Raw genomic sequence first — 26,956 nt, forward strand, 5'->3', positions numbered from 1 at the left:
TAAGAAAAAGGGGCGAGTACAGTGCCGCCCCACTTCGCCTCACAGCGGATCACAATCCAAAAACGTAGAGCATGGAGCCCGGGGGGACCTTTTCCAGGCCTTTAGTGGAATCGAGATTCCACTTGTCCCAGGCGCCGCCCAGTCCCACGAGGATGGCAATATATTGCTTTCCGTCGACGGAGAAGGTCATGGGAGGAGCGTTGACGCCGCCACCCGTATTGAATTCCCACACCTTGCTCAATGTCTTGGCATCGAGGGCGTAGAGTTCGCCGGATGGATGACCAGCGAACACCAATTCGGGCGTTGCAAGCAGCCCGCCCAGCATCGGATACTTGGTCTCATACTTGCCCGTGACCTTGCCAGTGATAGCGTCAATGGCGGTTACGCTTCCTGTTATCGGCATCTTCACGACTGGACCGCCCCCTGTGAAGAATTCACGAGGCTTCCAGTCGCTAGGTTTGGTCTCCTTGTTATCCAACTCGTCGCAGCTCTCGATGACCGGGATGTACCAGGTCTTCAAGTCGGGATTGTACGCAGTAGGCGGCCAGTTTTTGCCACCGTTATGTCCAGGACAAATGGTGACATGGGTGTTCTTCCGGTTCAGCGTCGCCTGAGGATCATAGGTCTGGACCGCTTTGCTGGGATCATACTCAGTCGGTTTTCCGGTCTCGGGGTTGATGCCCTTGGTCCATGTCACCTTCTTCACGAACGGCGTTGCCCAAATGAAAGAGCCGTCGGTGCGATCGAGCGCGTAACCGAAGCCGTTGCGATCGGCTTCAAGTACCACCTTGCGCTCCTTTCCCTTGATCGGAAGGTCGACGAGAACTCTTTCCGCAACACTGTCATAATCGAATGGATCATTCGGTGTGTGCTGAAAATGCCATTTGATCTTTCCGGTGTCCGGATCGAGCCCAAGGGTACTATCAGTGTATAGGTTGTCGCCCTGACGGTATTCAGTATCAAAGTCAGGCCCAGGATTTCCGACCCCCCAGTAGAGCAAGTTGGCTTGAGGATCATACGATCCGGTCACCCAGGTGGATCCCCCACCGGTCTTCCAGGAGTCGTGATCATCCTTCCAGGTCTCGTTGCCGGGTTCCCCCTTGCCTGGAATCGTATAGGTTCGCCAAACTTCCTTTTGGGACTTCAAGTCAGTCGCGGCAATCCAGCCGCGGATGCCGTACTCGGCACCCGCCACGCCCGTAATAGCCATGTTCTTGACGATCAACGGCGCGCCAGTGATCACTTCGCCCTTGTCTGGATCGGCTACCTTGCGCTCCCAAGCGACTTTGCCATCCTCCTTATTCGTCGCAACCAATCGTCCATCGAGGGTATGAGAAATTACAATATCGCCCCATAGCGCAGCGCCTCGATTGTTAACTCCGCAACAAGCAATGGCGCCGGCCCAGTCGTGATCGGTCTTCGGATCCATTTTCCAGACGAGAGTTCCGTTGCCGCCGTGGAGATCGATTTTGTAGAGAGATCCCCACCCATCGGTGACATACATGAATCCATTCTCGACAATCGGAGTCCCCTCGAGACCACCGTGGCTCCAAATCCCGCCCCCCTCGATACCGCCCAGCGCCATTGTCCAGGCCACGTGCAGCCCCTTGACCGTGTTGCGATTAATTTGGCTGAGCGGCGAATAACGCTGTGCCGTGTGGTCGCGGTGGTGATGCAGCCAGTTGCTCGTTTCCTGGGTTGCATTGAGAAGCCGCTTTTCCGTCGTTTCATCGGAAGCAGCCGCCGCACTGCCGAGGGCGCCTGCCACTAGGCCAATCCCCACGATCGTGCTGACGGTCCCCCGAGCTCCAACTCTTGTCCTGCTTACCTTGGACATCCTTTTCACTCCTCTAGGGCTGATTGTTTTGTTGTTTCTGTTCGAGCTCAATCGCGGCTCAGCGCGATCGCGTTTGACGTCTGGTCGTCTAGACGCGGAGCTGATCGCCCGCTGGAAGCGAACGAATACGTTTGCCTGTCGCGGCGAAGATCGCGTTGCAGAGCGCCGGCAGAAAAGGCGGCACTCCCGGCTCTCCGACACCGCCCGCAGGGACGTCTGAACCATTCGGAACGATATGAACACGCACATTTGTCGGCGCGTTGTCGATGCGGGCCACTGGGTAATTGTCGAAATTACCCTGCTCAGCTCTGCCGTTCTTGAACGAAATCTCCCCGATGAAATTGCTGAGCCCCATGACCGCCGCACCCTCAATCTGAGACCGAATCCGCTCAGGGTTGACGGCAAAGCCGCAGTCGATCGCGGTCTCCACGCGCGGGATGGCCAGCTTTCCTTGGCTATCCACGCCCACCTCGACGACTGTCGCCACGTACGAGAGGAAGCTCCGGTGTGCTGCAATTCCGAGCCCGCTCCCCTTGGGGAGAGATCTTCCCCAGTTCGCGCGCGAAGCCGCCAAATTGACGACGTTCGCAAGACGCCCGGTATCGACTGGGTAGGTTGAATACGGATCGCCGTAATTCCAAAGCGGATCCGTCAGCCCGAGTTTGTCAAGCTCAAGCTTTCGTGGCGGCCCGATGATTTCGAGCAGGACGTCTTTGGGATCCTTCCCTAAGGCCTCGGCTATCTCTCCGATGAAAGATTGTACCGCAAACGCATGAGGTATGTTGTTGACTGATCGGAACCACCCAATTCTCGTCATCGCCGCCGCTTCACCCGTCTCGACGCGCACATTGGGAATGTCCAAGGCGACATCGGCAAGCCCCAAGCCCAATTCAATAGCTTGCTCGCGTTTCGGATCGGGCTTGAAATTCGCAAACAGGGTCGGCGCGACCGAGCGATGACGCCATGCAATCACTTTTCCCGACGAGTCCACGCCGGCGTCCAGCCGCGAATAGGTGACCGTATGATAGAAGGCATGATGGAGGTCATCCTCTCGCGTCCAGGCGAGCTTGACAGGCGCGCCATCCAGTGCCTTCGAGAGTAGTACGGCTTCCTGCGCGAAGTCCGATTGACACTTTCGTCCAAAGCCGCCGCCTAGAAGAGTGACGTTCACCTTGACCTTATCAATCGGCAACTCGAGTAGCTTGGCGAATGCTTCGCGCGCGCCGAACGGATACTGCAACGGAGCCCAAACCTCGCATTCGCCATTGCGAATGGTCGCCGTCGCAACGAGCGGCTCCATCGATGCCTGAGCGAGGTGCGGTACATAATATTCGGCCGATACAACTTTAGACGCTCCAGCGAACGCCTTGTCGAAATCTCCCTGCGTCCGCTCCACGCGACCCGGTTTGTTCGCGGCTTCAGCCATCTGCTGCCGATAAGCGGCGGAATCGTAAGCGCCGTTCTCACCATCTTCCCAATCGACCTTCAGGGCTTCTCGGCCCTTTATGGCCGCCCAAGTATTTGTCGCGACCACTGCGATCCCTCCAAGAGGTGAGAACGCGGCAGGCGGCGCCCAGCTAACCTTGAGTTCCAATACCTTTACGACGCCAGGAACTTTGAGGGCTTCCATAGCGTCGAAGGATCTTAGCTTACCGCCGACGACAGGAGGACGAGCGATCACTGCGTATGTCATGCCAGGCAACCGGACATCGTAGCCGTACTGCGCCTTGCCGACGGTAATATCGAACAAGTCGTAGATCGGGACGTTGCCGTGTCCCATATACCGAAAAGCATTGTCGGGCTTGAACTTCAGGGCTTCTAGCTGCGGGGTAGGCAGGTCCATCGCAGCCTTCGCGAGCTCACCGTATGTGAGCTTTCGGCCAGTCGGCCGATGCAACACTTCGTGGTTCGAAGCTTGAACTTCTGACAAGGGCACCGCCCATTGCTTTGCCGCCGCTGACTCCAGCATCTGGCGCATCGCCGCCCCCACTTGCCTCATCGGCTGTAAGAAGTGGCGCATGCTGCGAGAGCCATCGGTGTCTTGATTGCCGTAGCGTGGCTCATCGGCGAGCGCCTGGACTATGCGAACTTTCGACCAATCGGCCTCCAGTTCGTCTGCCACCACCATCGGAAGAGAGGTGCGAATTCCCGTACCCATCTCGGAACGATGGGCGGTAATCGAAACGATGCCTGACGAGTCAATCGATACGAACACGTGTGGATCGTTGACTGTCCCATGCGGCATCTGCGCGCCACCGGTTTCGTACGCCAAGGCCGGTTCCAAACCGGAAATCTCGGCTGCTACAGCGAACGCCGTAACAGCTGCGGCCGAGCGAAGGAATTGACGCCGGCTAACGTTCTCAAGTCTCACGCGGGGGTTGGACGACGTCGTCGGTGCACGAACATTAATCATTAGATCCCCCTTGACGCCCTGCGAACTGCAGACTGGATCCGTTGGTAGCAACCGCAGCGGCAAATATTTCCTACCATCGCATCGCAGATCTGCTGATCGGAAGGGTTCTTGATCTCGTCAAGGAGCGCCGCCGCCTGCATGATTTGTCCGGCCTGGCAATAGCCGCACTGCGGAACGCGCTCTTCGCGCCATGCGCGCTGGACGGGATGATTACCGTCTACATCCAACCCTTCGATCGTAGTAATTGGTTTGGCCACATCACTTACGGCTGTTATGCACGAGCGAACCGCATCGCTGCCCACATGCACCGTGCAGGCGCCGCACTGGGCAATTCCGCACCCGTATTTGGTCCCTGTTAGTCCGATCACATCGCGAAGTACCCATAGCAATGGGGTCTCTGGCGGGACGTCGACAGTGTAAGACTTCTTGTTTATTGTAACTTCAATGCTCATCTCCGACCTCCTCTAGGCCTCAGGCGTTGTGGTTTCCAAGCCAGACGATGGACGATTGTGTCCAGTGGACGTAGAACACCTCCCATGCTCCAAGACGCTCAGTCTCGTTGCGATCTACAGCAATCAATTGAGTTGAATAGGGAGAGAAGCGCGCCGTTTGGGTACTCATCAGCACGGCACGTGAATGTCACGCTATGGTTCCCCCGCATGCCGTCAATCGATGTACGATCGACGAAGATTTGGCTTATTGTTTTTAATTGTTATCGATGCTTTTGCGGGAAAGTCCCCTGTTTTGCTGATCAAAATCCATCAAATACCGGAGCCTGGCATTTGATGGATTGACGATCGGACATTGCGAGGCGAATTCCCGCACCGCAACAGTCGATCGGCTTCTAAACCCACACCGGGAGATGAGAGGCGAGCGCTTGTGCGCCACTAAGCCCGCAAAGATGTCAAAATACCCGGACCAGCGCTTCAGGCCTCGTTGCGGGCTTCATCTGTATCTAACTTTTTTCGCATGCTCATCTGCCCCGCCGTAGCCGCCATCGAACTGATTCGCAGCTTCGCCGAGACTCGACAGGGAAGTGTCCGGTAACACTTTTGGTGGGGCAATGCCGCGGAGGGCGGTTTCATGCCGTTTGCTAAAAGCTGTCGACGCTCAGTCGCCGCCGCATGTGAATGTCGAACACGCGCGTGGAAGTAAGCTATTCGAGAGCATAACAGCGGCACGCGACGGACCATCCAAGGTCAGATCTCTTCGATGCCGCCTTGCGCTTCGTGGGTGATACGGAAGCATAGGCCGCTCGCCTCAAGTCCCCCTCCCCTGTGAGAGCGGCGGTCGGGCCAAACCTCCCTCTCGGCCGGCAATCTCTCGCCTACCCTTCCTCAATACAAGCACCACCTCCTCCGACGTCGACACTCATCTCGGCAAACGGAGAAAGGGGCCATCTGATCCCTGACCTCGGTCAATTCGGCCATTGACATTGCTGTCGCAGCAGAAGCACGTCCAAGGTCAGCCGATAGCTGAAAGGTCTATAGCGAACGTGTCGTTGTCCCTTTCCAGGAACCATTCACGGTAACTGCCCGCAATCCCGTCCATTGGGACAAACCGACGCACGAAAACTTTTGCTTTAAAGCACGGCCGCCGCCGGAAATTTGGTGTCTGCTCATCCGCAAGATGAGAGCTAATCCATGCTCGGCGCCTCGCACAATGTGGCGCCAGTCCTGGCTGACGCCGGCTCAAGTGGCCTGCTGGCTTGGGAGATGCGACTGGCGTAACCTGTTTCCGACGTTACCCTTCGCGACGAAGAGTTCGTGCAACTCTGTCGTTGCCTGGAATGGTCCAGTACGCCGGTTCATCCCTCCCACTCCTCGAGCTGTGCAACTCATCATGCTGACCGGTAAATACGCCGAGGAGATCGTGCGCCTGCATCAATCAGCGGGATTCGCCGGAGAGAACTAGCACCGGGCTACCTTTAGTGGCTGCATCAGTTCAATTTCTCGAAAATGACGTTTAGATCGGTGACCGCAGCAAGACGGTACGCTCTGCTTTCCATCAGATCTATGATGCGAGCCGTGTTGCCACCGAGAAAATGCTCACTTGGCTCGCACTGGATTATGGCAGGCTTGATGCGCTCGTGGTCAATGGCCTCGACGAGATCGTAATCTAATCCTTCGCAATCGATCGACAAGAAATCGATCTTGTTTGCATACGGCGTCAATAGCTCGTTGATGGCTATAGCGCTCACCTCGATGTGCTCTCGCACACCTCCTAGGCCGTCGAAGTCTCCGAAGCTCTTGATATGCGCTTCATTCAAAGAAGACAACTCATGAGCGTTTCCGATGAAGAGGGTGGCAGACGCGCGTGAAGTTGGCAGGACAACGGACGGCACGAGAACGTCTCTCGGACGCACTGTCCGGATCAGCGTTCCCAATTCAGGATTGGGTTCGACTAGAACACCTTGCGCTCCTCTTTGATACATAAGATAGGTATTCGAGGTGGAGATGGGGTGATTAGCGCCGATCTCGACATAGAACACGCTCTCCCAAGCTCTTTGGCTCTTGGAGAGCCTTGCAGCCAACATTCCCTCTAAAATAACGTCTTCTCCAGCTTGTGCGTAGCTAACTGGGGCGAAGTGCTTGATCCGAGAGTTGGGAAGATTGAGCCTTTCGACTTCCCGGTTTATGCACTCGTTCTCAAGCTCGGAAAACATGAACTTGCCCTCCACATGTAAGCCGTTAAAGATAGCTCTCGCATGGTGGTGATCCCGGGGGCAACTGACGATGCTGGTAGTTGATGTTGCTTGACGGAGCCGCCTGCCTTTATCAAAACGCTCTTGTGGCTGAACAGCCGTCCATGGATGAACCGTGCCGCGACCTCATTCACTCATGTTACTTATTTAGCCAGGTCACTGACCGCTTTCATGGGCCGACTTAAAGCTGAGCCACAGCTCATGCCTCGCGGGTGCACTAATTTTGAGGCAACCGATATCAACCAGATTCTAAGCCGAAACAGCTGTCTCGCCCTCGATCTTGGCTCTATTTGAGCGAGCGGTCGCCTACTGCGCCAGTGCTGCGGCGGCAGCCGTCTTCGCAAGCTCGGCGAGGATGTGTGCAGCACCGCGCCAGTGACAACGCGTTCGATACCGCGGAACAGGTCTCGTACCGGGACCGCGAGAAGATTAGCCACCCACCGGGCTCGTTGTTTGAGCCGGCGCTCCAAGGCCAACTTCGGAAATCATCCTGAAGCGGGACAGATGAGGTAATGTGAGCTCACCTTCCCCTGCAGCAACTGAGGCATTTAATTTGTGCGCGGCGGCAGCCAAGACGGGCACTGGCACTGAGCTCTCGCCTGCGAGACGCACAGCGCACTCAATATCCTTTGCGGAATTCGCGATTGAGATTGCCAGAACATCAGGTTTCTCGTTCAACAAGAAGGCCACGAACGCTTGAAATATTCCGCTGTTCGTGGAGCCCCGACTAACAAGAGAGCGGAGCGTTACGAGATCGACGTCAACACCGGATGCAAATTGGCAGACCTCCGCGGCTACCGCCGCTATCCCCATAGTCATGCTGTTGTAAACAAGCTTGAGCTTGTGACCTTGTCCGACATCCCCGACGTGAAGAACGGTCTCGCAAAATGCGGCAAGAATGCCCTCAGCCGCAGGAAAAAGCTTTTCACTCGATCCGACGATTGCATTGAGAAGGCCTAGCTCTGCGTGTTCAGGGCTCCGCGTTACGGGAGCATCGATAAAGCTTAGGCGGCGTTTTTGAGCCTGCTCAGCCAGTGCGACCGTCGAAGCAGGATAAGACGTGGAGCAGTCAATTATCAAACCTCCTGGGAGCATATGGGCGAACAACCCATCTTGCCCAAGGCATATTGCCTCAACCTCGCGGCTCGAAGGCACCGATAACACGACGGCAGTTACATGGCGGGCCAACTCAGCGATCGTCGGATGTTCATAAGCACCAGCACCAGTCAAGCGATCCGCACCGAGGCGACTTTTGTTGGCTTTGATATGCAGCTCGATTTCCCGACGCAACAAACTGATGCCAATACCGGTTCCCATGCGTCCAGCTCCGATAAGGCCTATTCTCTGCCTCGCTGTCTTAGGAGCGACGTCGTCTGATGATTGCCCGCCTATCATGCTTCATGCATTCCGAAAAAAGCCGCGCCTTTGCAAGATCGGCAGTAGCTCATGATGGTTATTAATCGTGTAGTCAGGACGCGCCGCGCGCAACCGCGACGCCGAAACGAATCCGCCCGCAATGGATATGCTTATGAGTCCCAGCTTGCGTGCGATATGCGTTTCGACCGGCATATCGCCGATGATAAAGGTTGACGCCGGCTTTAAGTTGTTTTTCTGCATGTGTAGACGAAGCCGCTCTCCTTTGCTCATGGACTTGTATTGAGCGGCGCGGCTTTCAAAGGCGAGCACATCGTTGATGCAGTCATCGACTCCAAGTCGCTTCAATTGGAAACGCAGAGGGTCAACTATATGGTTGCTCACGATGATGGAAGATGCCCCTTCTTGGCGCGCCAACTCCAACACTCTGCGCGCGCCTTCGCGCAGATCGGCTTTACCTGCCAGAGGTTCGTAGATGTCGTGAAAGATTGCACTTCCGTCGCGATCAACTATCTCAACCTCGTCTTGTGACATCCCGAGATTGCGATAAAGATGACATAGCGGAACGTCGCAATGCTGCCGAAACGTTTTCATGTCGATCGTTGCATGACCAAAGCGATCTAGTATGGCATTGGTCGTTTGGAGCACTGCGTAAGCATCATCGAGCAGAGTTCCATTCCAATCAAAGACGAGAACGGGTTTCATGACCCACCTCAAGCAGGAATTGCTACCAAAGAGGACAGATGGGCCGTTAATTCGTGCAGGTTCCTATCAGCACGCTTCTGCCCCGCAGGGGTTGGCATCTCGAATGTAAACGGTGACAGATCGAAGCCGTCGCGCCCGCGGGGCAGTATCGCTTCTAGAAGCTGAAACGGCAGGTACGTGATCGTAGCCGCGTTGATGAATGCCGCAATATTGCACTCGATGATTCTGATAAGTTGCGGCTCCATCTTGTGAAAGCTAAGGCTTTGCTTGCGCTGTTCGGGCGGCAATCGCTTCCATATCCGCCAGAATGCCAACTCTTCTAGTGTGTCGATACCCATGCCGTAGTAATTCGGCGCCACTATAGGCGGCGAGCCAATCGCCCAATGTACGGCTTTGGCCCCGGCAGCAAGCAACATATTCGTAACAGCCTGACTGGTATCGCCACGAATAAGGGCCTCGTCGACCATTACTATCGTGCTTTCCGCAAGCCTGGTTTGCTGCGGCACCCGGTACTTTCGAGCAATACGAGCCTTTCGTTTACCGGGTGCACCGATGAGAGTTCTCTGGAGAAATTGCGTTGCGACTATCTCCTGGCGCTGGACGAACACGCCATATTCGGCGAGGGATGCAAATAGCCCATCAGCGTACGGCCCCCCAGTATGCGGCATGGAGGAAACAATTGTGAGTGCGGAGCCCGGTGTTCCTCCCAACCGCTTCGCAACCAGACCAGCGAGAGCGACTCCGATCTTGTAACGAGTTTCTCGATGTGATTGGCCTTCGATTGATGTGTTCGGATTTCCTAAGTAGAGAGCTTCGTAGGCGCAGAGTTTGGCCTTGTATCGCCCAACCACTACCGAACGATCAGCGCAGTCCCCCGTTTTCCCGTCTACATACTTGATGTGCCCAGGTAAGAGCTGCTGCATCTTACCCTCTAGGCCGACGAAGGCACAATTTTCCGAAGCAAACAGCGAGAACCCGTCATCTGTTTGCATAAATTCCAATGGTCGCAAACCCGATCGACTACGGTATGCAACCAGATTTCCCTCTCCATCCAGCAGGAGCGCGCTAATACCCCCGTCAATACGGTCGTCAATGTCGCGAAAGACGTTTTCGTAGTCGACGGGCAGACCGTGCCGCCAGTAGTCCCTTTCACAAGAGCTTTCGATCCACTTGAGCAAGAGTTCAGCATCTGTGTCGCCGTTCAACTTATATCCCTGGGCAAGCAACTCTTCCCTGAGTTCACGGGCATTGACCAAAGCTCCATCCACAGAAATTGCCAGATTGCGGCTGGTGCTCGCATTGTAGTGAAGGTCGTCGCCATCGGTGATTGCGCGGCGTCGGTTATGTATTTGGGCGATCGCAACGTGAGGCCGAAAGTTCGGATCTTGCTGAGCGTCTATGATGCGTTCTGCATCGCATGACGATTCAAGCGCTCCCCCGTATCTGACACCTTCCTCGTGCATGAAAGCTGCAACACCGACCCCTGCCTGCCCACGCAGTGCAAGTTTCGAAACCATGTGCTGGAGCCTATCATAAACCGTGCCCGGTGAATTGCTTGAAGAACATAGAAACGCAGCAGCAACACCGGACATGCCAGTAGCCTCTCCTGTCAAAGAGCCGATCTTCCCAATCCATCCCAAGCAATGTATTTGACCGCCAGGCGTGAAGACGCGTTCCGCCCTTAACTTTAGCAAGCGCCGTACCAGTGCTTAGAGCGACGGAATTCGAGAAATATTCTCCGGTTTTATTTATCAACTACCATCGCGCCGTCCGATTACCGACACGCTGTCTGGAGCGCGACGCCTTGGTCCGAAATCAGCCAAGCTCTGATTTTTAGTTGGCTTGTCCTGCGCCGGCACACCTTCATGCACGAGCTTGCGTGCGGCGCAGTCCACTCGGATGAGCGAACAGGAGGCTTTCTATCCGCACCGAACCTTCTGGTCCATCGACTAGGTTTTTGATGGGCAGCTGCTAGACCTATCGCCTTTTCGCATGCGAGCAGGATTGGAACGAGAGCTTCCTGGAGATGGCAAGTAGGTCATGGACGCAGCCGCCCGCGATCTTCAGTGCGGTCGAACGATCAAGCCGTGGCATCAAACTCGGTCGCAAGAACGCCCTCTTTGCCCGACCCGACGGTGATGCCAGACACTGTGTTGTCATCGCGTCGTTGATCGAGACCTGCCTATGCCGCGCGCGGCATAGGGCCGTTTATGCCGCCCGCCGAACTATGCCGAACGGATTTTGGTATAGCGCGCTGTTATCACGCTGGCACCGTCGATCGCGCGCAGGGCAACCCATTCCATTCGGCATAGTCTGGTCCTTCAGAGCGCCTCGAGGAAGGCGAGTAGGCGGTCGTTCGGCTGGAAGCGGGTTCGCTTGCCGCGCTCGTACGGCTTGAGCTTCGCCAGGGCAGCTTCCTTGAGCGCGAGGTGGGCGTGCAGGTACGTCTGCGTGGTCTCGACCGATTCATGACCGAGCCACAGCGCGATCACGGAGCAGTCGACGCCGGCTTGCAGCAGTTCCATCGCAGCGCTGTGCCTCAGCACGTGCGGTGACACGCTCTTGGCCTTCAAAGACGGGCAACTCTTGTGAGCGACACGAACATGCTTTCCCAGCAAGGACTGGACGCTATCGGCACTGAGCCTGCCCCCGTGCACGTTCGGGAACAACGCTGTTGATCCTTTCCGCAACGGTTCCCTGAGCCATGCCTGGAGTGCACACCGAGCGAGTGTGGTCAGCGGAGTGGTCCGCTCCTTCCGCCCTTTACCGACGCATCGTACGTGTGCGCCAGACCCGAGGTGGACGGCATCCCGGTCAAGGCCAGTCAGCTCTGAGAGGCGTAAGCCCGTCTGTGCCGCGACCAGCAGCAAGGTGTGATCGCGGCGGCCAAGCCACGTCGTTCGATCAGGCGCGGCGAGAACCGCCTCGATCTCGGGGCGCGTCAGGAAGTGCACCTGTCGCTTGTCGTGGCGCTTGCTCGGTATGGCGAGTACGCGCTGGATTAGCGCACTATGTGCCGGTTCCTCGAAGGACACGAACCTGAAGAAGGATCGGATGGCGGTCAGACGCAGGTTACGCGTCTTCGTGCTGACGCCGCGCTTAACCTCGAGATCGGTGAGGAACGCGCCGTGCGCGCCAAGCCATTGCGGTCGTACGCTGCTAGTTTGACAACGGCGCTTGAATCGACAACTCGCCGGACACGCGGCGCTGCAACTCACCCATTCGCCCTGCCGTACAAGGCTCACAAATTCAACAATTTGCGCCCACTACCAATGTTAGTAGTTGATTCGATCAAAGACGCAGGCCACCGATTGGATGATGAGCGTAGCGCTGATCAAGTGTGGCTGCAGGTGTTCGGCAATGGAACCACAACCACCGTCCGTTCTGCCGGTGACCTTGGTCGACGCACTGTCATGCCTCTAGGCGTGCCGCACCCTCAAGTTAACCTCGCCTTTGGAGAATGCCATCCCGTCGCCGATCGCTGAATTCTCCGGGCGCCGCGGCAGTGAAGATAGTGGCCGTCGTGGAACATTGGACCAATGATAGTTCAGACAGAACCTGGAAACTATTTTGAGAGGCCGTCAAGCGGATACCAAAGCGATCTCATCTGGACGCAAACCTGTCATACGGGACCAGGAGCCATCCGCTCGCCAGACTTCATTGACTTTCCGGAGTGTCCCTCTCTCTGCCTCAACCGAGGAAGCTCGAGACACAACAAGCGAAAAGTACAGTCGTGGCGGAGCCCCTCTTGACCAATAACTCCTGCTCCAACAGGCGCGCCCGCCACACTGGTTGACGGAGGACTCGATGTTGGTCGCTGTTGTCGGAGCCGGGATCATGGGCGCGTCACTCACGCTTCATTTGGCCGCAAATAAAATGACAGTCCTGTTGTTTGATGGAGCCTCACCTGGCTCTGGCGCGAGCGGATTGAGTTTCGCGTCCTTGAGCTTCTTAGCTGCGGCGACGCCTAACTTTATGCAATTCAGCTCCGAAGCGCTCAATTACCACATGGACCTCGCACGTCCGATAGGGCTGGCAGACTCCATTAGAGCAACAGGATCATTGCGTTGGTCAACCGACCCTACGCAAAATAAGAAGTTGCTCCGGGCAGCGAATATGGCCGAGGGACTAGGAAGAACCGTTGAGTACCTTTCGCGAAATGACGCATTGAAGCTTGAGCCCAATCTGAACATCGCGGGGGCTCCCGATGTTATCGTGCGGGTTCCTGAGGAGGGATGGCTTGATTCTGTTCGTTTCACAAAACGCGTGATCGACGCAGCCATCGCTACGGGCCTCGCCCACAGCGTCTCTGAAAAATGTACAAGGATAGAGCCTCTCAAACAGGGCGCTGTGGTCTGGACTAATCGTACTTGCTATCTCGTCGATATGGTCGTGCTGGCCTGCGGCATCGGAATCAACTCCCTACTCGAAGATCTCGCGTGTGCCCCATTGGTTAATGAGGTGCCCGACGAGCTTACACGAATACCATATTTTGGTCCTCCGATTGAGCACGTCGTGTTCGCAAATCATATACATTTTCGGGCGAATGGGCCTTCTCTCATCGTCGGCAACGCCGGCGATCCGACGAGCTTCTGCGACTCTGGTCTGGTGATTAAGTCTGCCAGAGAAAATGTCGGGCTAGTAAGGCGTGAGCTCAAGAAACCGTCTTTTGGTGAGTCCATTACGGCGCGGAGAGGGAGCCGCCCAACCCCCAAAGATGGCTGCCCAATCGTCGGGCGACTACCTGGTCAAGAACGAATATTTGTTGCCGTTACGCACGCAGGTATCACGCTTGCCCCATATGTCGCGCTACTGCTCACCACGGAAATTGCAGGGGACGGATCGTGTGACGTGCTTGACCCTTTTAGACCCGAGCGCTTCACCCAGCCGAAAGGTCGTAACAGAACGCCAAGACTCCAGTAGCTCCTGCTCACAGTCGTGGAGCCATTTAACCGGTACTGTTAGGCGTGCTTGGTCGGCGCGCGAGCGGCGCTCTGTCGTGAGTACGACCTCGTAGAAGCGGATGGAACAGAGACTGCCGCATTGTCGCTTTTCCAGCGGGATCCTATTGATCCGCGGGCGGCTTGCGACGAAGAGCCTGACACCGACCATAAAAGTGCGCTTGCGGCCGAGCTCATCGACAAGTGCGCCAGTCGTCAGACGGATGCTCCCGAACTGTTTCGGGTGGGCCACCTGCACGAGCGCCTCAGCTAGCCCTCGTGCCGGTGACGACGGCGAGCGCCTCCACGAGACGATCGAGATCCGATTCCTCGGTATGGAGCCCAGGGGTGACGCGGATGCATTGCCCCTTGGCGACACCCGCCCGTCGCACGGTGAGCACCTTGTAGCCGTCCCTGAGCTGCGCCACCAGGGCATCGTTGTCAGCCTTACCCGTCTTGCCGGCAAGGCGGAAGGACGTAATGGCAGCGTAGAGGCCAGTCTCGTCCGGAGTTAGGATTTCGATGTCCTTGAACGATCGGACACGGCTCACCCAGTAGTCGCGCAGATAGCGCAGGCGGGCCTGCTTTTCGGGCGCACCAATTTCCTGGTGGAGCGCAAGCGCCGCCGGCACCGTCAGCACCGTCGCGAAATTGACCGTGCCGGTGTGCACCCTAGAGCGGATGTCGATCTCGGGGAAATCCTCAGCGCCCATGTGGCAGTCGATGTCGGCGAGGCGGTCCTTCCTGATGTAGAGGAAGCCGACCCCAAGCGGCGCGCCGATCCACTTATGCAGATTGAAGCCGACAAAATCGGCCCCAAGCTCACTTACCTTGAAATCAAGCTGACCCCACGAATGGGCTGCGTCGACGATGGTGTCGATGCTCTTGGCCTTTGCCATGGAGACAATCTCGACGATCGGCATGACTAGGCCCGTCCGGTTGCTGACATGGGTGATCAACAGGACCCGCGTCTTCGGATTTGCCTCGAGTGCGCGCGCGTAGGCGTCCAGCACAGCCTGCCGGGTCGCGGGCTCCGGCACGTTGAACTTGACGACGTCGACACCACGGCGCGCCTTGAGCGCGTTCATCGCATACTGCATGGAATCGTAATCAAGATCGGCGTAGAGCACGGCGTCGCCGGGCTTCAACCTGTTGTAGCCGCCGATGAGAAGCTGCAGCGCCTCGGTCGCACCACGCGTGAGTGCGATCTCCTCGACCGCCGCGCCTATCGCCTCCGCCACCTTGGTGCGCACACCCTCGAAATCGGCTCCCCAGCTCTGCCGCACATAGTAGCTATTGTCGCAGTTGATTCTATCGGTCTGACGGATGAACTCACGCCGCACCGGCTCCGCCATGATGCCCCAGTAACCGTTCTCCAGATTGACCACATCCGGCGTCACGGCATAGAGCGTGCGAACGGCACCCCAATAGTCCTTGTTGTCGGCGCGGGGGGCAAATCCCGATGGGTTCGCAGCAAGTGTCAAATCCGGTTTGCTCATGGAGCGGCTAGCAAATGACGGAAGTCGTCGCCAGAAGCACTTCTATACGTCCGATACTGCGCACCGCAAGACCGGTAAATCCCGCTCAATGCGCCACTGACTTACAAAGTGTTGTGTCCTGGTCAACTACTAGCCTTGGTGATTGATCGAGTCACGGAAGCCCATCAATATTTGACGGATGTGCAGCGGGGTGCGAGCAAACATCAGCTGCAAGGACTTCAGCATGCAGACTCAGTCATTGTCTATTCTGACCGATAAACACGATCGAACAAACGCTCTTGCTCAGATCTGCTCTCCACCTCCTCCTCGCGCAAGTGCTTGGCTCCATTCCGCGACGTAGATCGCGAGCTTCGACGGAGCCTTAGGTCCATTGCCAAGCACCGCGTGCCGAACGGAAGAGCGGATGTCGTTTGAGGTATTTACCTTCCGGCGGCAATGCGGTTGGGACTGCCTTAGCAAAAGCAACAATCAGCTCAGGAGGAACCCACATGTTGGCGCAACGCATCTCTCTGCTGTCAGGTCCGGGTACTGCCGCCGCCCGTGAGGCGGCTGATGCAGCGGCCGCTACCGGACGTCATATCATCGATTTGGCAGCGGGCGAAGTCATGGTCGAACCACCATCATCCGTGCGCGAAGGGGCGATTGCCGCGATCAAAGCCGGGACGAACCGATATACCGATTCCATCGGCCTGATGCCGCTTCGGAAAGCAATAGCAAAAAAGCTGTCCGCTGAAACAGGTATCGCCTGGAATGCGGAGGACATCGTAGTCACCGCCGGTGCAAAGCAGGGCCTGCTCGACGCTGCGTTGGCTGTGCTCGATCCCGGTGACGAGGTCATCATCATTCGCCCGTGCTGGCCAACATTCCCATCCCAGGTTCTTCTTGCAGGGGCAAAGCCCGTGTTCGTTGATGCCCAGCCGCCGACATATATTCCCGACATCGACGCGATCCGCGCGGCTATCGGGGTGCATACAAAAGCCATTATCGTTAACTCGCCAAACAATCCTACCGGCGCCGTCTATGATCGAGCGACCCTTCAAGCTATCGGCGATCTCGCAATCAATTACCAGATGTGGATCGTTTCGGATGAATGCTACTCCAGCTTCGTATTCACCGGTACCCGCCATGAGTCGATCCTCATGGCGCATCCCGGTGTGCGTTCTCGGACGATCCTCGTCAACGCGTTCTCCAAGGAGCTTGCGATCACTGGATGGCGACTGGGCTATTTCGCCGCTCCTCGAGAGATCATTTCCGCGGCAAAAAAGCTGCAGAGCCATACGACTTCGAATGCCAATGTTATCGCGCAGCACGCGATCCTGCACCACCTTCAAGTCGGTGACGGCAGTTTTGAACGGGAGATGCATGAGCGCCTATGCCGGGCTCGCGACGCTGGCCTCCTGATTCTGTCTGATCTGCAGGAGGTGGCCACGCCGGGCGCAGGAGGCTCTTTCTTCTTCTATCTCGATCTGAGCAGGCTTACCTCCATTCAGCCTGCACAAAGTCCGGTTCGATCTACCGACGATATTGCGCGGTTGCTCCTGGAGGAATCCGATGTGGCATCCGTTCCGGGCGGGACCTTCGGGGACGTGAACGGGCTGCGGCTCTCCTTCGGCGTGTCACCGGACCTGCTCGAGACGGGACTGAAGCGAGTCGTCGAGACGCTGAATAGCCTCAAGACTGCCTGAGTTCCCAGATGAAGATATCCCAAATGAATCGCGCACCGGCGCTGACCCTCGTTGCAGGAAGGCGCTCGAGATCGTGCCTCCAAGCGGAATTCGTTCTGATATCCAATCTGGAGGCGAACACAAGCTCATTACTGCACGACGAGCCGCATCAGCTTCAGTCTTGGAATCCGCGAAGTAACCATCGCGGGGGAATACGACCAGAACGTCATCGCCCAGCTCTACGGGTGCGGGAAGGATGTCACGTGTTTGTCGAGCGATCCAGGCGCTTCTTGTCGACTTTCGAGAACACCAGCGTCAGCGGCGATGTCCAACGATACTGGACGGTTCGAGCACCCTGCCGAAGGTCATCTGTGCGTTGTGGAGCAGCGTTTCGGATCGCGGATGGGCCGCGCACTTCCCACAGACATTACCAATGCGCTTGCAGCAGAGAGAAAGGCGATGATCGGGTATCTGCGTGACTATGCAAATGCCATCACGGCCCTCGCCTATGTGTTTGCAGTGATAGGGTTGTTCCTTGTCTTAAACGGCAAGTTGGAACTCGGCGTTGCCGCGATGCTCTGGACTTGGTTTCTGGATCATTGGGATGGGCACGTCGCTCGCAAAACCAGTCATCTTCGCCCTCGAGGCGTTCCAGAGTTCGGAAGGAGCTTTGATGGCTTCGCCGACTTCCTTCACGGTGTCCTTTTCCCAGCAGCAGTGATCATGCTTATCAGTCAAGGAACTGCCTTGTCGCTCCTCGCGAGTGTGCTCCTTGTCTTAGCGGGTGCTATCAGGCTCAGCCATTTTGAGAATGTGGGCCTCACGCGAGACGCGCGATTTGAGGGTATTCCGGTTTCGTACGATACGCCACTTCTTGCGGTGCTCCTGCTTGCACAACCGCAATTCCCTGACGAGGTCTTTCCGACGGTGGTGGCGATCGCCTTTATCGTACTTGCGCTGCTTCATGTCACGAGTGAGATCCGGGTTCCGCCAATTCGGGGGACTGCAGTCCCGATAGCGACTGCTTTCGCGATAGCGGGCTCTATTGCTTTGGTGATTAAGTTCCAATCCAGACTTCCACACTAGGCCAGCGTCAACACATAAGGTTGTAACCGGCGAGAGCAAATGATCAGTGTGGTCCAGCGTGGGCAAATGTGGCCTGTATCCCCGAATCACGTAGACCACGCCGCTACCCGCCGATACGCCGCTGATGTCAGATGATGCGCCTGGGCGTCGAGAAGGCGGAGTGCAATGCTGCTGCGGAGTGCCCCCTCACCCTCGCGCTTGGCGCCAACGTCTCTTCGACACCCCGCGGCTCATCATAGGACGCCGTCCGCTGCTCCAACCCGCCTATGAGATAAACACAGCGCCCAGATCCTTCCCGACGCATTGCACTCCAGATTGGCATCGCTGTCATCACAGTGCGCAGTCAACGCTGCCGGTCAGTCACCGATCGGAAACGGTTGATGAGGCGCGACAGTTAGACGCCTCTCGTGGGCGGCTATTTGGTGGCCTGATACGCATCACGCTACGTCGGCCATCGACGCTGACAGGCACATCGCCATCAATGGTCGCCCTACGAACGACACGATGGTCATCACCGTAATCATTGACGGGATAATGTTGCGTAGCGCGGTTGTCCCAGATCGCGACGTCACCCGTCTTCCAGTTCCAGCGCGTGGTATTTTCGGGCGCAGTGATATGCGCCTGGAATAGATCGAACAGCCTTTGGCCATCATATTTCGGAATATCAACAAACCGCAGCACCGAATCCCCGAGCACCAGCGTGCGCTCGCCAGTCTCGGGATGAACACGCACCACGGGATGCTCGGTCTCATAGATCGTTCGCGTGAAGATCTCTTCATGATACTTCTTGTCGGCCTCGCTGGCGCGGGCCTTCACAGCATAGTCGTAGGCGTTGCTGTGAACGGCCCACAGCTCGTCCGCAAGCCNCGGCGGCGGCAGGTCGAGATAGGCGGCCGCGGTGTTTGACCAGACCGTATCGCCGCCAAATGGTGGGATCACAACTCCTCGCAGTACCGAAATCTTGGGGTAGGCATCGACGAAGGTCATATCGGTGTGCCAGATATCGGCCCGGCCGCCGCCGCGGGCAGAATCAAGCTCGAGGATCGACGTCGTCCCGTTGTTAGCACCGAGCGTCGGATGAGGCACAAGCTTTCCCAGACGAAGAGCAAAGCGCTCCTGCTCGATGTCGTCGAGATGACTTTGGTCGCGGAAAAAGATGACTTTCTGCTCAAGCAGCGCGCCATTGATCGCCGCGATCGTCTGGTCCGGCAAATCGCCCGACAGCTTGATATTTCGGATTTCAGCGCCGATGCGCGCTGCGCGTTTGTTGACGTCCGCAGGCCGAATGACATCAGTTTTACTCATGGTGGTATTTCTCCAAGCTTGTGGTTTCGTCGCCAGACAAAGCTATTCAGCTACGGGGCGTTCAGGTGAATGCCAGATTGCGGACTCAGAACCCGCCTGCATGCAGCGAATAGAAGGTGACCACGGCGCTGACTTTCACACGTTGGCCTCCCGTCGGGCAATTCCTAGCAAGCACAGCGCCAATCGCGAAAACCGGGCGCCACGCCGAAATGTCGTGCCGTATGATCGACGATACGACAAGTGCAGTTCGATACGCAGCCAAAGCGGGGAAACGCATCGACTTTCTACGAAAACTGCGCAGGCAGATTCTGGGACAGAGCTTGGCATTCCGGGCGGCTCCTCTAAAGCCTAGCTCTACTCAAAACGATATCAGTTAGCCATTCAACCGCCACATCGCCTGACGCATTTTGGTGACGCTCCAAAAGCGCATCGATCTCCTGCGCGATTGCGGCGGCACCAGACCGATCGATAGCCTTTTTCATATGCGACATGGAATGGCAGTAGCCCCGAAACTGATCGGCGCTAACCGTCTGGCACCATTCTACGTTGTGTCGCTCTACCGCTGTTAGATCCGGACGCGAACGGAGTTCCGTCTCAAAATCAGCTTTCCCGTAGCCCCCTACGGAATCCGAATAGTACCCACGACGATATCCAGGGATATGCCGCTCTTGAAAGCTATAGAAATCGTCGAGGAATGCGCTCTCCCAGTACCGGTGGTTGTTCTGCAGCAGCAGCAACGTTCCGGAAGGCTTCAGCACCCGGGTGGCCTCACCGAAAAATAGCGGCCTATCGAACCAATTGGCCGACGTCGCTGCGGCTACAAGATCGCATGAACCATCGGGCAGTGGAAGTTTTTCAGCAAACCCAACCTTCACGTCCAGCCCATTAAAGCCGGTCGAACGCTCTTTGGCGATAGTCGCCATATCTGAGTTCGCGTCAATGCACGTCAACTTCACAATGCTCGGCACCGCCTGCATGAGCTGTCGACTGAAGATGCCCGTTCCAGCTCCAACATCTACAGCTGAGCGGATCGGCGCAGGTGACATATGATAGCGTGAGAGAATGTCAAAGACGTCTTCAGGATACCTCGGTCTATGCTCATCGTAGCCGACCGCGCAGCCATCAAAGAGCTGCCATGTTACGGGGGTATTCATGACCACCTCTTCATTCGGAGTCACCGTTCGATGGCTGCGGCCGGTCTCCCGGCACGGCACCGATGAGCATGCCAGCCGCATCACTCGGACACACTCAGGGGTTCGCGAGCAAAGTCTCGTAGTTACTCAAATCCGCCAGAAGCTACGAGGACCCGAGCTGAGAAATAGCAAGGCTCATGCCAATCATGTCGCTCGCGAAGATTTCACTTGGAACCATAGGCTTGGGATTTTGTGTCGATTGCGACGTGTTAAGCGCATCTTAGAATTCGCGACATGCGTCAGAGATCCGACACCTGTGTTTGTACCAACGGCGACATTAGCGATGACATAAATCAAAAGAACGGCACCATGCAACGCGGGATGCCGGTTGTCGGAGCATCTTCGGCGAGCAAATGGCTCCGCCAGAGACGCGGATCTCGCGGCGCTCACAGGTGGCCAGTAAGCTCGCCTGATTCGCGTTCGGGGATGCTTATATCTCCAGAAGAACATCTATCTGGAATGTTGGAACGATCATGTCGACGGTTAGCAGGTAGATCTGCAACAATTCTGTCGGGACTTACAAAACTCTCGCCCCGGTCAACTACCCACGTCAGCAATTGATCGAGAGAGCCGACGCATGGCAATTTTTATGAATGACGAGCGAAGACACGCTTTCGGAATTCGGTACGCAACCTCAGCCAGGATCTGGGCTCGCTAGGAAACCTGATCGATGCGGTGCCTAGCCGCTCACAGAACTGCTGCATGCTCAGATCCGCTTCAGTATTCGACTAGCTCGTCAGACGGGTAAGTGAGATCTGCAAGTAGATCGCTTAGCGGTGGCCAGGCGGTTTCGACCACCTTCAAATTCGCAATCAGCTCAGGAGTTGACGGGCATGTTGGCGCAGCAGATTTCATCCGTTCCAGGTTCTGGCACTGCCGCTGCCCGTGAGGCCGCCGAGATAGCCGCCGAAGCCGGCGGTCAGCTGATCGACCTGACCGGTGGCCAAGTCATTATCGAGCCACCATCCTCTCTGGCAGAAGGAGCGATTGCCGCCATCAATGCAGGAACGAACCAGTACACCGATTCGATCGGGCTGAAGTCGTCTTGCAAAGCTTTCGCCGACAAACTTTCGGCGCAAACAGGACTCGGCTGGAATACAGAAGAGATACCTATCACTGCGGGTGCAAAGCAAGGACTGCTCGACGCTATCCCGGGCGTGCTCGAGCCGGCTGACGAAGTCATCATCATTCGCCCCTGCTGGCCGACATTCCAGTCTCAGGTTATTCTCGCCGGCGCAAAGCCCGTGTTCGTTGAGGCTCGTTCTCCGACATACGTCCCAGAGATCATTGCAATTCGGACTGCCGTCACACCTCGCACTAAGGCCATTATCATCAACTCGCTGAACAATGCGACTTGCGCAGTCTCTGATCAAACACCCCCCCAGACCATCGGCGATCTCGCAATCAACTACCTGCTCTGGATCGTTTCCGACGAATGCTACTCCAGCTTGGCATTTACCGGTGCGCGCCAGGAGTCGATCGTCATGGCGCATCTCGGTCCGCGTTCGGGGACGATCCTGATCAACGCCTTCCACAAGGAATTGGCGATCACCGGTTGGCGCCAAGGTTATTTCGTAGCCGCTCCGGAGGTCGTTGCCGCGGCCAAGAAGCTGCACAGCTATACGACCTCAACCCCCAATGTCGCGATCCTGGACCATCTTCAATTCGGCGACGGCAGCTTCGAACGGACGATGCATCAGCGCCTGTCCCTGGCTCGCAAGACTGATCTTCGCATCCTGCCTGGCCTAGTCGACGTGCCCACGCCGTCCGCCGAGGGCTCATTCTTCTTTTATCTGAATCTCAGCAGATTTTTCGCTGATGTGACGGTTAACCCTTCCGTTCGATCCGCCACGATAGCGTACGATTGGTCTTAGACGAAGCCGATTTGGGATGCGTGGCTGACGCAACGTTTGGCGACGTGAACGGCTTTCGGTGTCTCCTTGTGCTCCACCAGACCAGGTGGAGTTGGGGCTGAGACGCGTAGGCGAAACGTTGAACAACCTGAAAACCAGGCTAACAGCCGCCTGAACCTCTCAAGGAGATCTTGAAAATGTGGATTGTAGCGATACCCGCTGGCTCCGGACGGGTACCAAGGATTTGCGCCTGGCGAGGAGATTTTCGCATTACCGATAGGCTGTGCGCTTCGCGCGGCAATTTCCCACCCGCTGAGAGCAGGAGCAAGGTGATGATCGGGTATCTGCGTGACTATGCAAATGCGATCACGGCCGTCGCATACGTGTTTGCCATCCTCGGGCTGTTTTTGGCCTTGAATGGCAAGATAGAGCTCGGCATTGCGGCGATGCTCTGGAGCTGGTTTCTGGATCACTGAGACGGACATGTTGCTCGCAAGACATCTAGGAGAACGCCCCAATGAACACGGCAGCACCGGCTGTGAAAACCCCACTTCAAACCCAGGTTAACAATCGCCCCAACGACCCGATCGCGCTCAGGCTGAATCCTCCGCCGCCAGTACCATATGTCTTTGATCCGGTCGTCAGCACCGCAGCAACCAATATTTTGGCGAAGGAGGCTCTGAGCAAAGTTATCGGGCATCATCGTTGGTGCGGAACGGAAGCTGACCGGCGAGCGGGGGCTGAATTCTGCGCCTCGCGCCTGGGTTATCGAGCTGACGAAGGGCGTTTGGTCCTGACAAGCAGCACACAAAGTACGCTAAACATGCTTATTCCCGGCCTCGTTGGTGCTGGCGGGATGCTGGCCGTCGATGAGCTAACCTACCCGCCGATCAAGGCATTTGCAGCCCGTTATGGTGTAGGGTTGGCACCGGTCCAGATGGATGACGACGGCATGATCCCGGATGCGTTCCGAAAGGTGTGTAAGATACATCGTCCGAAAGCGCTATATGCTCTTTCCACGCTCCAAAACCCGACCACCGTCACCATGTCCTTGGAAAGACGCAAGGAAGCCGTCGCGATTGCTAGAGAGTTCGGCGCCTTCATCATCGAGGATGATATCTACAGCCTTATTCCTCAAGATGCGCCATCACCGCTCTCTGCACTTGCCCCTGAAATTTCTTGGTATCTGCTCGGCTTGGCCAAGAGTGTCGCGCCGGGAATGAAGGTGGCCTATGTCGTTGCGCCGTCAATGGAGGCGGCGGCGAATTTATTTTGGCCAGGAGTCAGGGCTACCTTCTGGATGACGGCCCCCCTCAGTGCTGCACTCGCTACAGAATTGATTGAGACTGCATCAATCGGAAAGATTCTCGATGCTGTTCGTAGTGCAACCGCAGCGCGGCATACTTTGGTCCATCAATACCTCACAAATATCGATCACCGACTCGGGGATGGGGGTCTCCATGTTTGGATGCCAACGCCACCTAATATAACCAGTACCGATCTAACCACGAGGCTTGAGCAAGCTGGCGTGCTCGTTTCGAAGAGTGATGGCTTCGTGATCGGTGAAGCGGAGGCGCCGCGAGCGATTCGGTTCGGCCTCGGCAACCCCTCAGACGACTCAACCCTTGAAAGTGCACTCGCGATCATTGCGGCAGAGTACGACAGGTGCCGATTGGCCTAGGCATCGCGTTAGGGAGACACAATATGTCCATAAAAAGCACGACAACGAGCCAACCTGCGTCGGGCCAGATGCACAGGCCCTGGGACGACTTTGATGGTCTCGGCTACTTTTATAAATTTCGCCCGAAGTACCCGCCGCGCATCGCAGAACAATTGAGGTCCCTGCTCCGTGATTGCAAAGGTGGTCGCATCGTCGAAGTCGGCGCCGGGACCGGTCTGTTCACGCGAAGCTTAGCCGCGGCTTTTGGCTCGAGCTTCCAGATCTCCGCTGTTGAGCCTAATCAAGATATGAGGCGACACGCGGAGTCTGAAACATCAACCAGTATGCGCGTGCACTACGTGGATGGGGTCGCCGAACATCTGCAAGGGGTAGACAGCTCCGCTCAATTGGTGACCGCTGCCAGCGCGGTGCATCGTTTCAATCGTCCGGCGTTCTATCGAGAGGCCCAGCGTGTCCTGGCGCCTGGGGGCGTCCTCGCGATCGTTCAATATGAACCTCACGACAGGGGTAGCGCCTTCGCGGATGGCTTTCTCTCGGTCATCGAGGCCGCACTCCCCGGTTACCGGCGGCATCGACATTCCAGACCTGAGGGCGGCTACTCAGAGATCGATATTGCGGACGAGCTATTAGCCGAAGCCGGTCTGAAGGACGTGAGGCGAGAAGCATTCCTTTTTTTCGAGCTGATCGATCGCGAAAGGTTCGAGAATCGCGCAAGGTCATTCACAATCGTACAGAAAGCAATTTGCCGCGCGGGAGAGAATGCGATCCTTACGGCGCTCGGCACCCTCTTCGAACAGCACCGGGACAGCGACGCCCTTGTTGAGATGCCTTACGAGGCCGAAATCATCACAGCACGTCGCGCCTAGGGGTCTACGGGAGTCTTCCGGCTGTGGATGGCGGAGATCAGAATGCGTTTGGTATTCAGTGGCGCAACATTAATCGATGGTCGGGGGGGCCGCCCAATTGCGAATGCTGAGGTCGTTGTGGAGGCCGATCGCATAATGGCCGTCGGCTCTGCAGGTGAGTTGCCTGACCAGGGCGACGCGAGATTTATAAACCTGACCGGGAAGTATCTTTTGCCAGGCTTTATTAATGCTCACGACCATCTAACAACTAAACGACTTCGTGGCTCGCGGACAGATCGCGCGAGTGCCGATGATGCGCTAATGGTCGCGCGGGGCATCCAAAACGCATTGGTCAACTTGCGAGAGGGCGTAACAACAGTTCGCGACGCCGGCGCCCCCAGAGGATTGTCGCTGTCGCTGAAGTCTGCGATTACAAGCTCCGATATCGTCGCGCCTCTCATTCTCGCCGCCGCTCAGGGCCTTACTGAAACAGCGGGGTACGCGCACGAGATCTTTGTTGAGGTGGATACTCCTCTCGAGGCGAAGAAAGCCACCGGAGTGATGATTAAGCGCGGCGCTGACTTCATCAAGTGCATGGCGAGCATCGAATGGGGCCATGCCGAAGGCGAGCCATTAAGCACGGTTAACATGGATGTTGCAACAATGCGGGCCGCTTTCGACCTTGCGCACCACCATAGCCGCAGATGCATGGCACACGCGCTCTGCGACGAAGCGATCGCGAATGCTGTCGAGGCTGGAGCTGACACCATCGAGCACGGTGTATTCCTGAGCGCTGCTACCGCAAAAAACATGTCAAAAAGGGGCGTGGGGTTGGTGCCCACTCTTAGTGGCTATAAGGAACTCCGAAATGATTGGGGTCGAGGTCAAGGCATCATGCGTCAGAGCGCCAAGCTCGTTGAACACCATAAAGTAGGCTTTCGAAATGCTCTTGACGCGGGAGTGACGCTTGCCTTTGGCTCGGATAGCCTCGGCAATCTGATGGATGAATGCAGCACGATGCAGGAATGGGGGATGACCCCGATGCAGTGCATTGAAGCCATCACCCGGAACGCCGCGATCCTGTTAGGCATCGATGATCGAGTGGGGATCATAGCTGCGGGAAGAACGGCCGACCTCGTCGTTCTCGATTCCGACCCGATATCAAATATCGCTGCACTTGGCGAAGTCGAATTGGTCGTCAAATCCGGCCGCTTAATAGATCCGGCGAGGCTGCCCATAAAGTTCCCGGGCGGTGCGGTTTTGTCCACCGCCCCCGGTGAGTGAGTTCCTCTGGACTCCTGCAGCAGAGGCTGCCGCTTCCATTCAGCCCCTTCTCAAACAATCAGGAATCTGTATGCAGCAGAACTAACGCTTATCACGAAATCGTAGGCAACAGATGATCCGACCTCACTCGCGAGTGACATCCCTCAGTTGTCGCAAGGGAGCAACGTGCCGGGAAGAAGGATTTGACCGTCGTTTGGCAGGGAGCCCCCTCCCACTCCTAGTCCTCAGACGTGGCTTTGATCACGAATGCTAGCCCTCAGCGCTAACCCCGCCAAGGACGAGAGGGGTGAATTTCAGACGCAGAACTCCGAGCAGGTGCCGTTGCTGCGATGGGCACAGTTGCGGAGCTGCCGGCCAACGCTTGAGTCCCACTTAGATGCTGCACCTGTTGACCTAGCGGCAGATGAAACGAAAGGGTCGAAAGGCGTCAATTGCCTCACATGATGCCTCCGTTGAAATTTCTGTGGTGAGCAGTAGCGCGATATATGGGGCAAGCGTCATATCTGCATGCGTAACTGTAACGAATATCCGCGGTTGACACGGTCACTTCATTTTTGGCGAGATGACGCGCAA

Annotated in this window: 18 protein-coding genes and 2 pseudogenes; 8 read left to right on the forward strand and 12 right to left on the reverse strand. The window is 56.7% G+C overall.

The window, feature by feature from the left end:
* Positions 1-49: 49 nt before the first annotated feature.
* From A5906_RS36080 to A5906_RS36115, 8 genes and pseudogenes are all read right to left on the reverse strand, one after another.
* Positions 50-1,837, reverse strand: coding sequence for a PQQ-dependent dehydrogenase, methanol/ethanol family (locus A5906_RS36080; RefSeq protein WP_080139872.1), 1,788 nt, complete (start codon positions 1,835-1,837; stop codon positions 50-52).
* A gap of 88 nt (positions 1,838-1,925) precedes the next feature.
* The gene (locus tag A5906_RS36085) at positions 1,926-4,250 is read right to left on the reverse strand and encodes a xanthine dehydrogenase family protein molybdopterin-binding subunit (protein WP_080139873.1); all 2,325 of its coding nucleotides are present in this window, start codon (positions 4,248-4,250) and stop codon (positions 1,926-1,928) included.
* Positions 4,250-4,702 carry a (2Fe-2S)-binding protein gene (locus tag A5906_RS36090; protein WP_080139874.1) on the reverse strand — a complete coding sequence of 151 codons (453 nt, stop codon included), beginning with the start codon at positions 4,700-4,702 and terminating at the stop codon, positions 4,250-4,252. Before A5906_RS36090 ends, A5906_RS36085 begins: the two co-directional genes overlap by 1 nt.
* Positions 4,703-6,189: 1,487 nt before the next feature.
* Positions 6,190-6,915, reverse strand: a complete 726-nt coding sequence (locus tag A5906_RS36095) for an FkbM family methyltransferase (protein ID WP_136615731.1) — start codon at positions 6,913-6,915, stop codon at positions 6,190-6,192.
* A 468-nt stretch (positions 6,916-7,383) separates the two neighbouring features.
* On the reverse strand, positions 7,384-8,349 hold the full coding sequence (locus A5906_RS36100) for an NAD(P)-dependent oxidoreductase (protein WP_080139876.1): 966 nt from the start codon (positions 8,347-8,349) through the stop codon (positions 7,384-7,386).
* 3 nt (positions 8,350-8,352) lie between these two features.
* Complete coding sequence (locus A5906_RS36105) at positions 8,353-9,033, reverse strand: HAD family hydrolase (RefSeq protein WP_080139878.1); 681 nt, start codon at positions 9,031-9,033, stop codon at positions 8,353-8,355.
* Positions 9,034-9,041: 8 nt separating this feature from the next.
* The gene (locus tag A5906_RS36110; RefSeq protein WP_245327089.1) at positions 9,042-10,625 is read right to left on the reverse strand and encodes an amidophosphoribosyltransferase; all 1,584 of its coding nucleotides are present in this window, start codon (positions 10,623-10,625) and stop codon (positions 9,042-9,044) included.
* A gap of 729 nt (positions 10,626-11,354) precedes the next feature.
* A pseudogene (locus A5906_RS36115) lies at positions 11,355-12,158 on the reverse strand (tyrosine-type recombinase/integrase); the annotation flags it as partial.
* A gap of 682 nt (positions 12,159-12,840) precedes the next feature.
* On the opposite strand from A5906_RS36115, the gene A5906_RS36120 reads away from it, so the two are divergent.
* Positions 12,841-13,956 carry an NAD(P)/FAD-dependent oxidoreductase gene (locus A5906_RS36120; RefSeq protein ID WP_136615732.1) on the forward strand — a complete coding sequence of 372 codons (1,116 nt, stop codon included), beginning with the start codon at positions 12,841-12,843 and terminating at the stop codon, positions 13,954-13,956.
* Between the two features lie 283 nt (positions 13,957-14,239).
* Here the strand turns inward: A5906_RS36120 and A5906_RS36130 are convergent, their stop codons facing one another.
* Entirely contained in the window at positions 14,240-15,457 is a 1,218-nt protein-coding gene (locus tag A5906_RS36130) for an aminotransferase class V-fold PLP-dependent enzyme (RefSeq protein ID WP_245327090.1), read from the reverse strand.
* A 503-nt stretch (positions 15,458-15,960) separates the two neighbouring features.
* Between A5906_RS36130 and A5906_RS36135 the strand changes: the two genes are divergently transcribed.
* Together A5906_RS36135 and A5906_RS36140 are read left to right on the forward strand one after the other, a co-directional pair.
* Positions 15,961-17,157 carry a pyridoxal phosphate-dependent aminotransferase gene (locus tag A5906_RS36135; RefSeq protein ID WP_080139886.1) on the forward strand — a complete coding sequence of 399 codons (1,197 nt, stop codon included), beginning with the start codon at positions 15,961-15,963 and terminating at the stop codon, positions 17,155-17,157.
* A 303-nt stretch (positions 17,158-17,460) separates the two neighbouring features.
* A complete protein-coding gene (locus A5906_RS36140) occupies positions 17,461-18,222 on the forward strand; it encodes a CDP-alcohol phosphatidyltransferase family protein (RefSeq protein ID WP_245327091.1) in 762 nt (253 codons plus the stop codon).
* Between the two features lie 360 nt (positions 18,223-18,582).
* Here the strand turns inward: A5906_RS36140 and A5906_RS45665 are convergent.
* The 3 genes and pseudogenes from A5906_RS45665 to A5906_RS36150 form a co-directional block, all read right to left on the reverse strand.
* The coding region (locus tag A5906_RS45665; protein ID WP_245327092.1) for a TauD/TfdA dioxygenase family protein at positions 18,583-19,088 on the reverse strand (506 nt) is incomplete at its 5' end.
* A 1-nt stretch (position 19,089) separates the two neighbouring features.
* Positions 19,090-19,527 (reverse strand): annotated as a pseudogene (locus A5906_RS45670) (TauD/TfdA dioxygenase family protein); the annotation flags it as partial.
* Positions 19,528-19,868: 341 nt separating this feature from the next.
* The gene (locus A5906_RS36150; protein WP_161495473.1) at positions 19,869-20,681 is read right to left on the reverse strand and encodes a class I SAM-dependent methyltransferase; all 813 of its coding nucleotides are present in this window, start codon (positions 20,679-20,681) and stop codon (positions 19,869-19,871) included.
* A gap of 872 nt (positions 20,682-21,553) precedes the next feature.
* Here A5906_RS36150 and A5906_RS36155 point away from each other — a divergent pair.
* From A5906_RS36155 to A5906_RS36170, 5 genes are all read left to right on the forward strand, one after another.
* On the forward strand, positions 21,554-22,594 hold the full coding sequence (locus A5906_RS36155) for a pyridoxal phosphate-dependent aminotransferase (RefSeq protein ID WP_245327093.1): 1,041 nt from the start codon (positions 21,554-21,556) through the stop codon (positions 22,592-22,594).
* 311 nt (positions 22,595-22,905) lie between these two features.
* Positions 22,906-23,049: a hypothetical protein gene (locus A5906_RS42775; RefSeq protein WP_161495474.1), complete on the forward strand. Its 144-nt coding sequence runs from the start codon at positions 22,906-22,908 to the stop codon at positions 23,047-23,049.
* Between the two features lie 41 nt (positions 23,050-23,090).
* Entirely contained in the window at positions 23,091-24,254 is a 1,164-nt protein-coding gene (locus A5906_RS36160; protein ID WP_080139893.1) for an aminotransferase-like domain-containing protein, read from the forward strand.
* Between the two features lie 23 nt (positions 24,255-24,277).
* The gene (locus A5906_RS36165; protein WP_080139895.1) at positions 24,278-25,120 is read left to right on the forward strand and encodes a class I SAM-dependent methyltransferase; all 843 of its coding nucleotides are present in this window, start codon (positions 24,278-24,280) and stop codon (positions 25,118-25,120) included.
* Positions 25,121-25,162: 42 nt separating this feature from the next.
* Positions 25,163-26,383, forward strand: coding sequence for an amidohydrolase family protein (locus tag A5906_RS36170; protein WP_161495475.1), 1,221 nt, complete (start codon positions 25,163-25,165; stop codon positions 26,381-26,383).
* Positions 26,384-26,956: the final 573 nt, after the last annotated feature.

The sequence above is a fragment of the Bradyrhizobium sacchari genome (genome assembly GCF_002068095.1).
GTDB lineage: Bacteria > Pseudomonadota > Alphaproteobacteria > Rhizobiales > Xanthobacteraceae > Bradyrhizobium > Bradyrhizobium sacchari.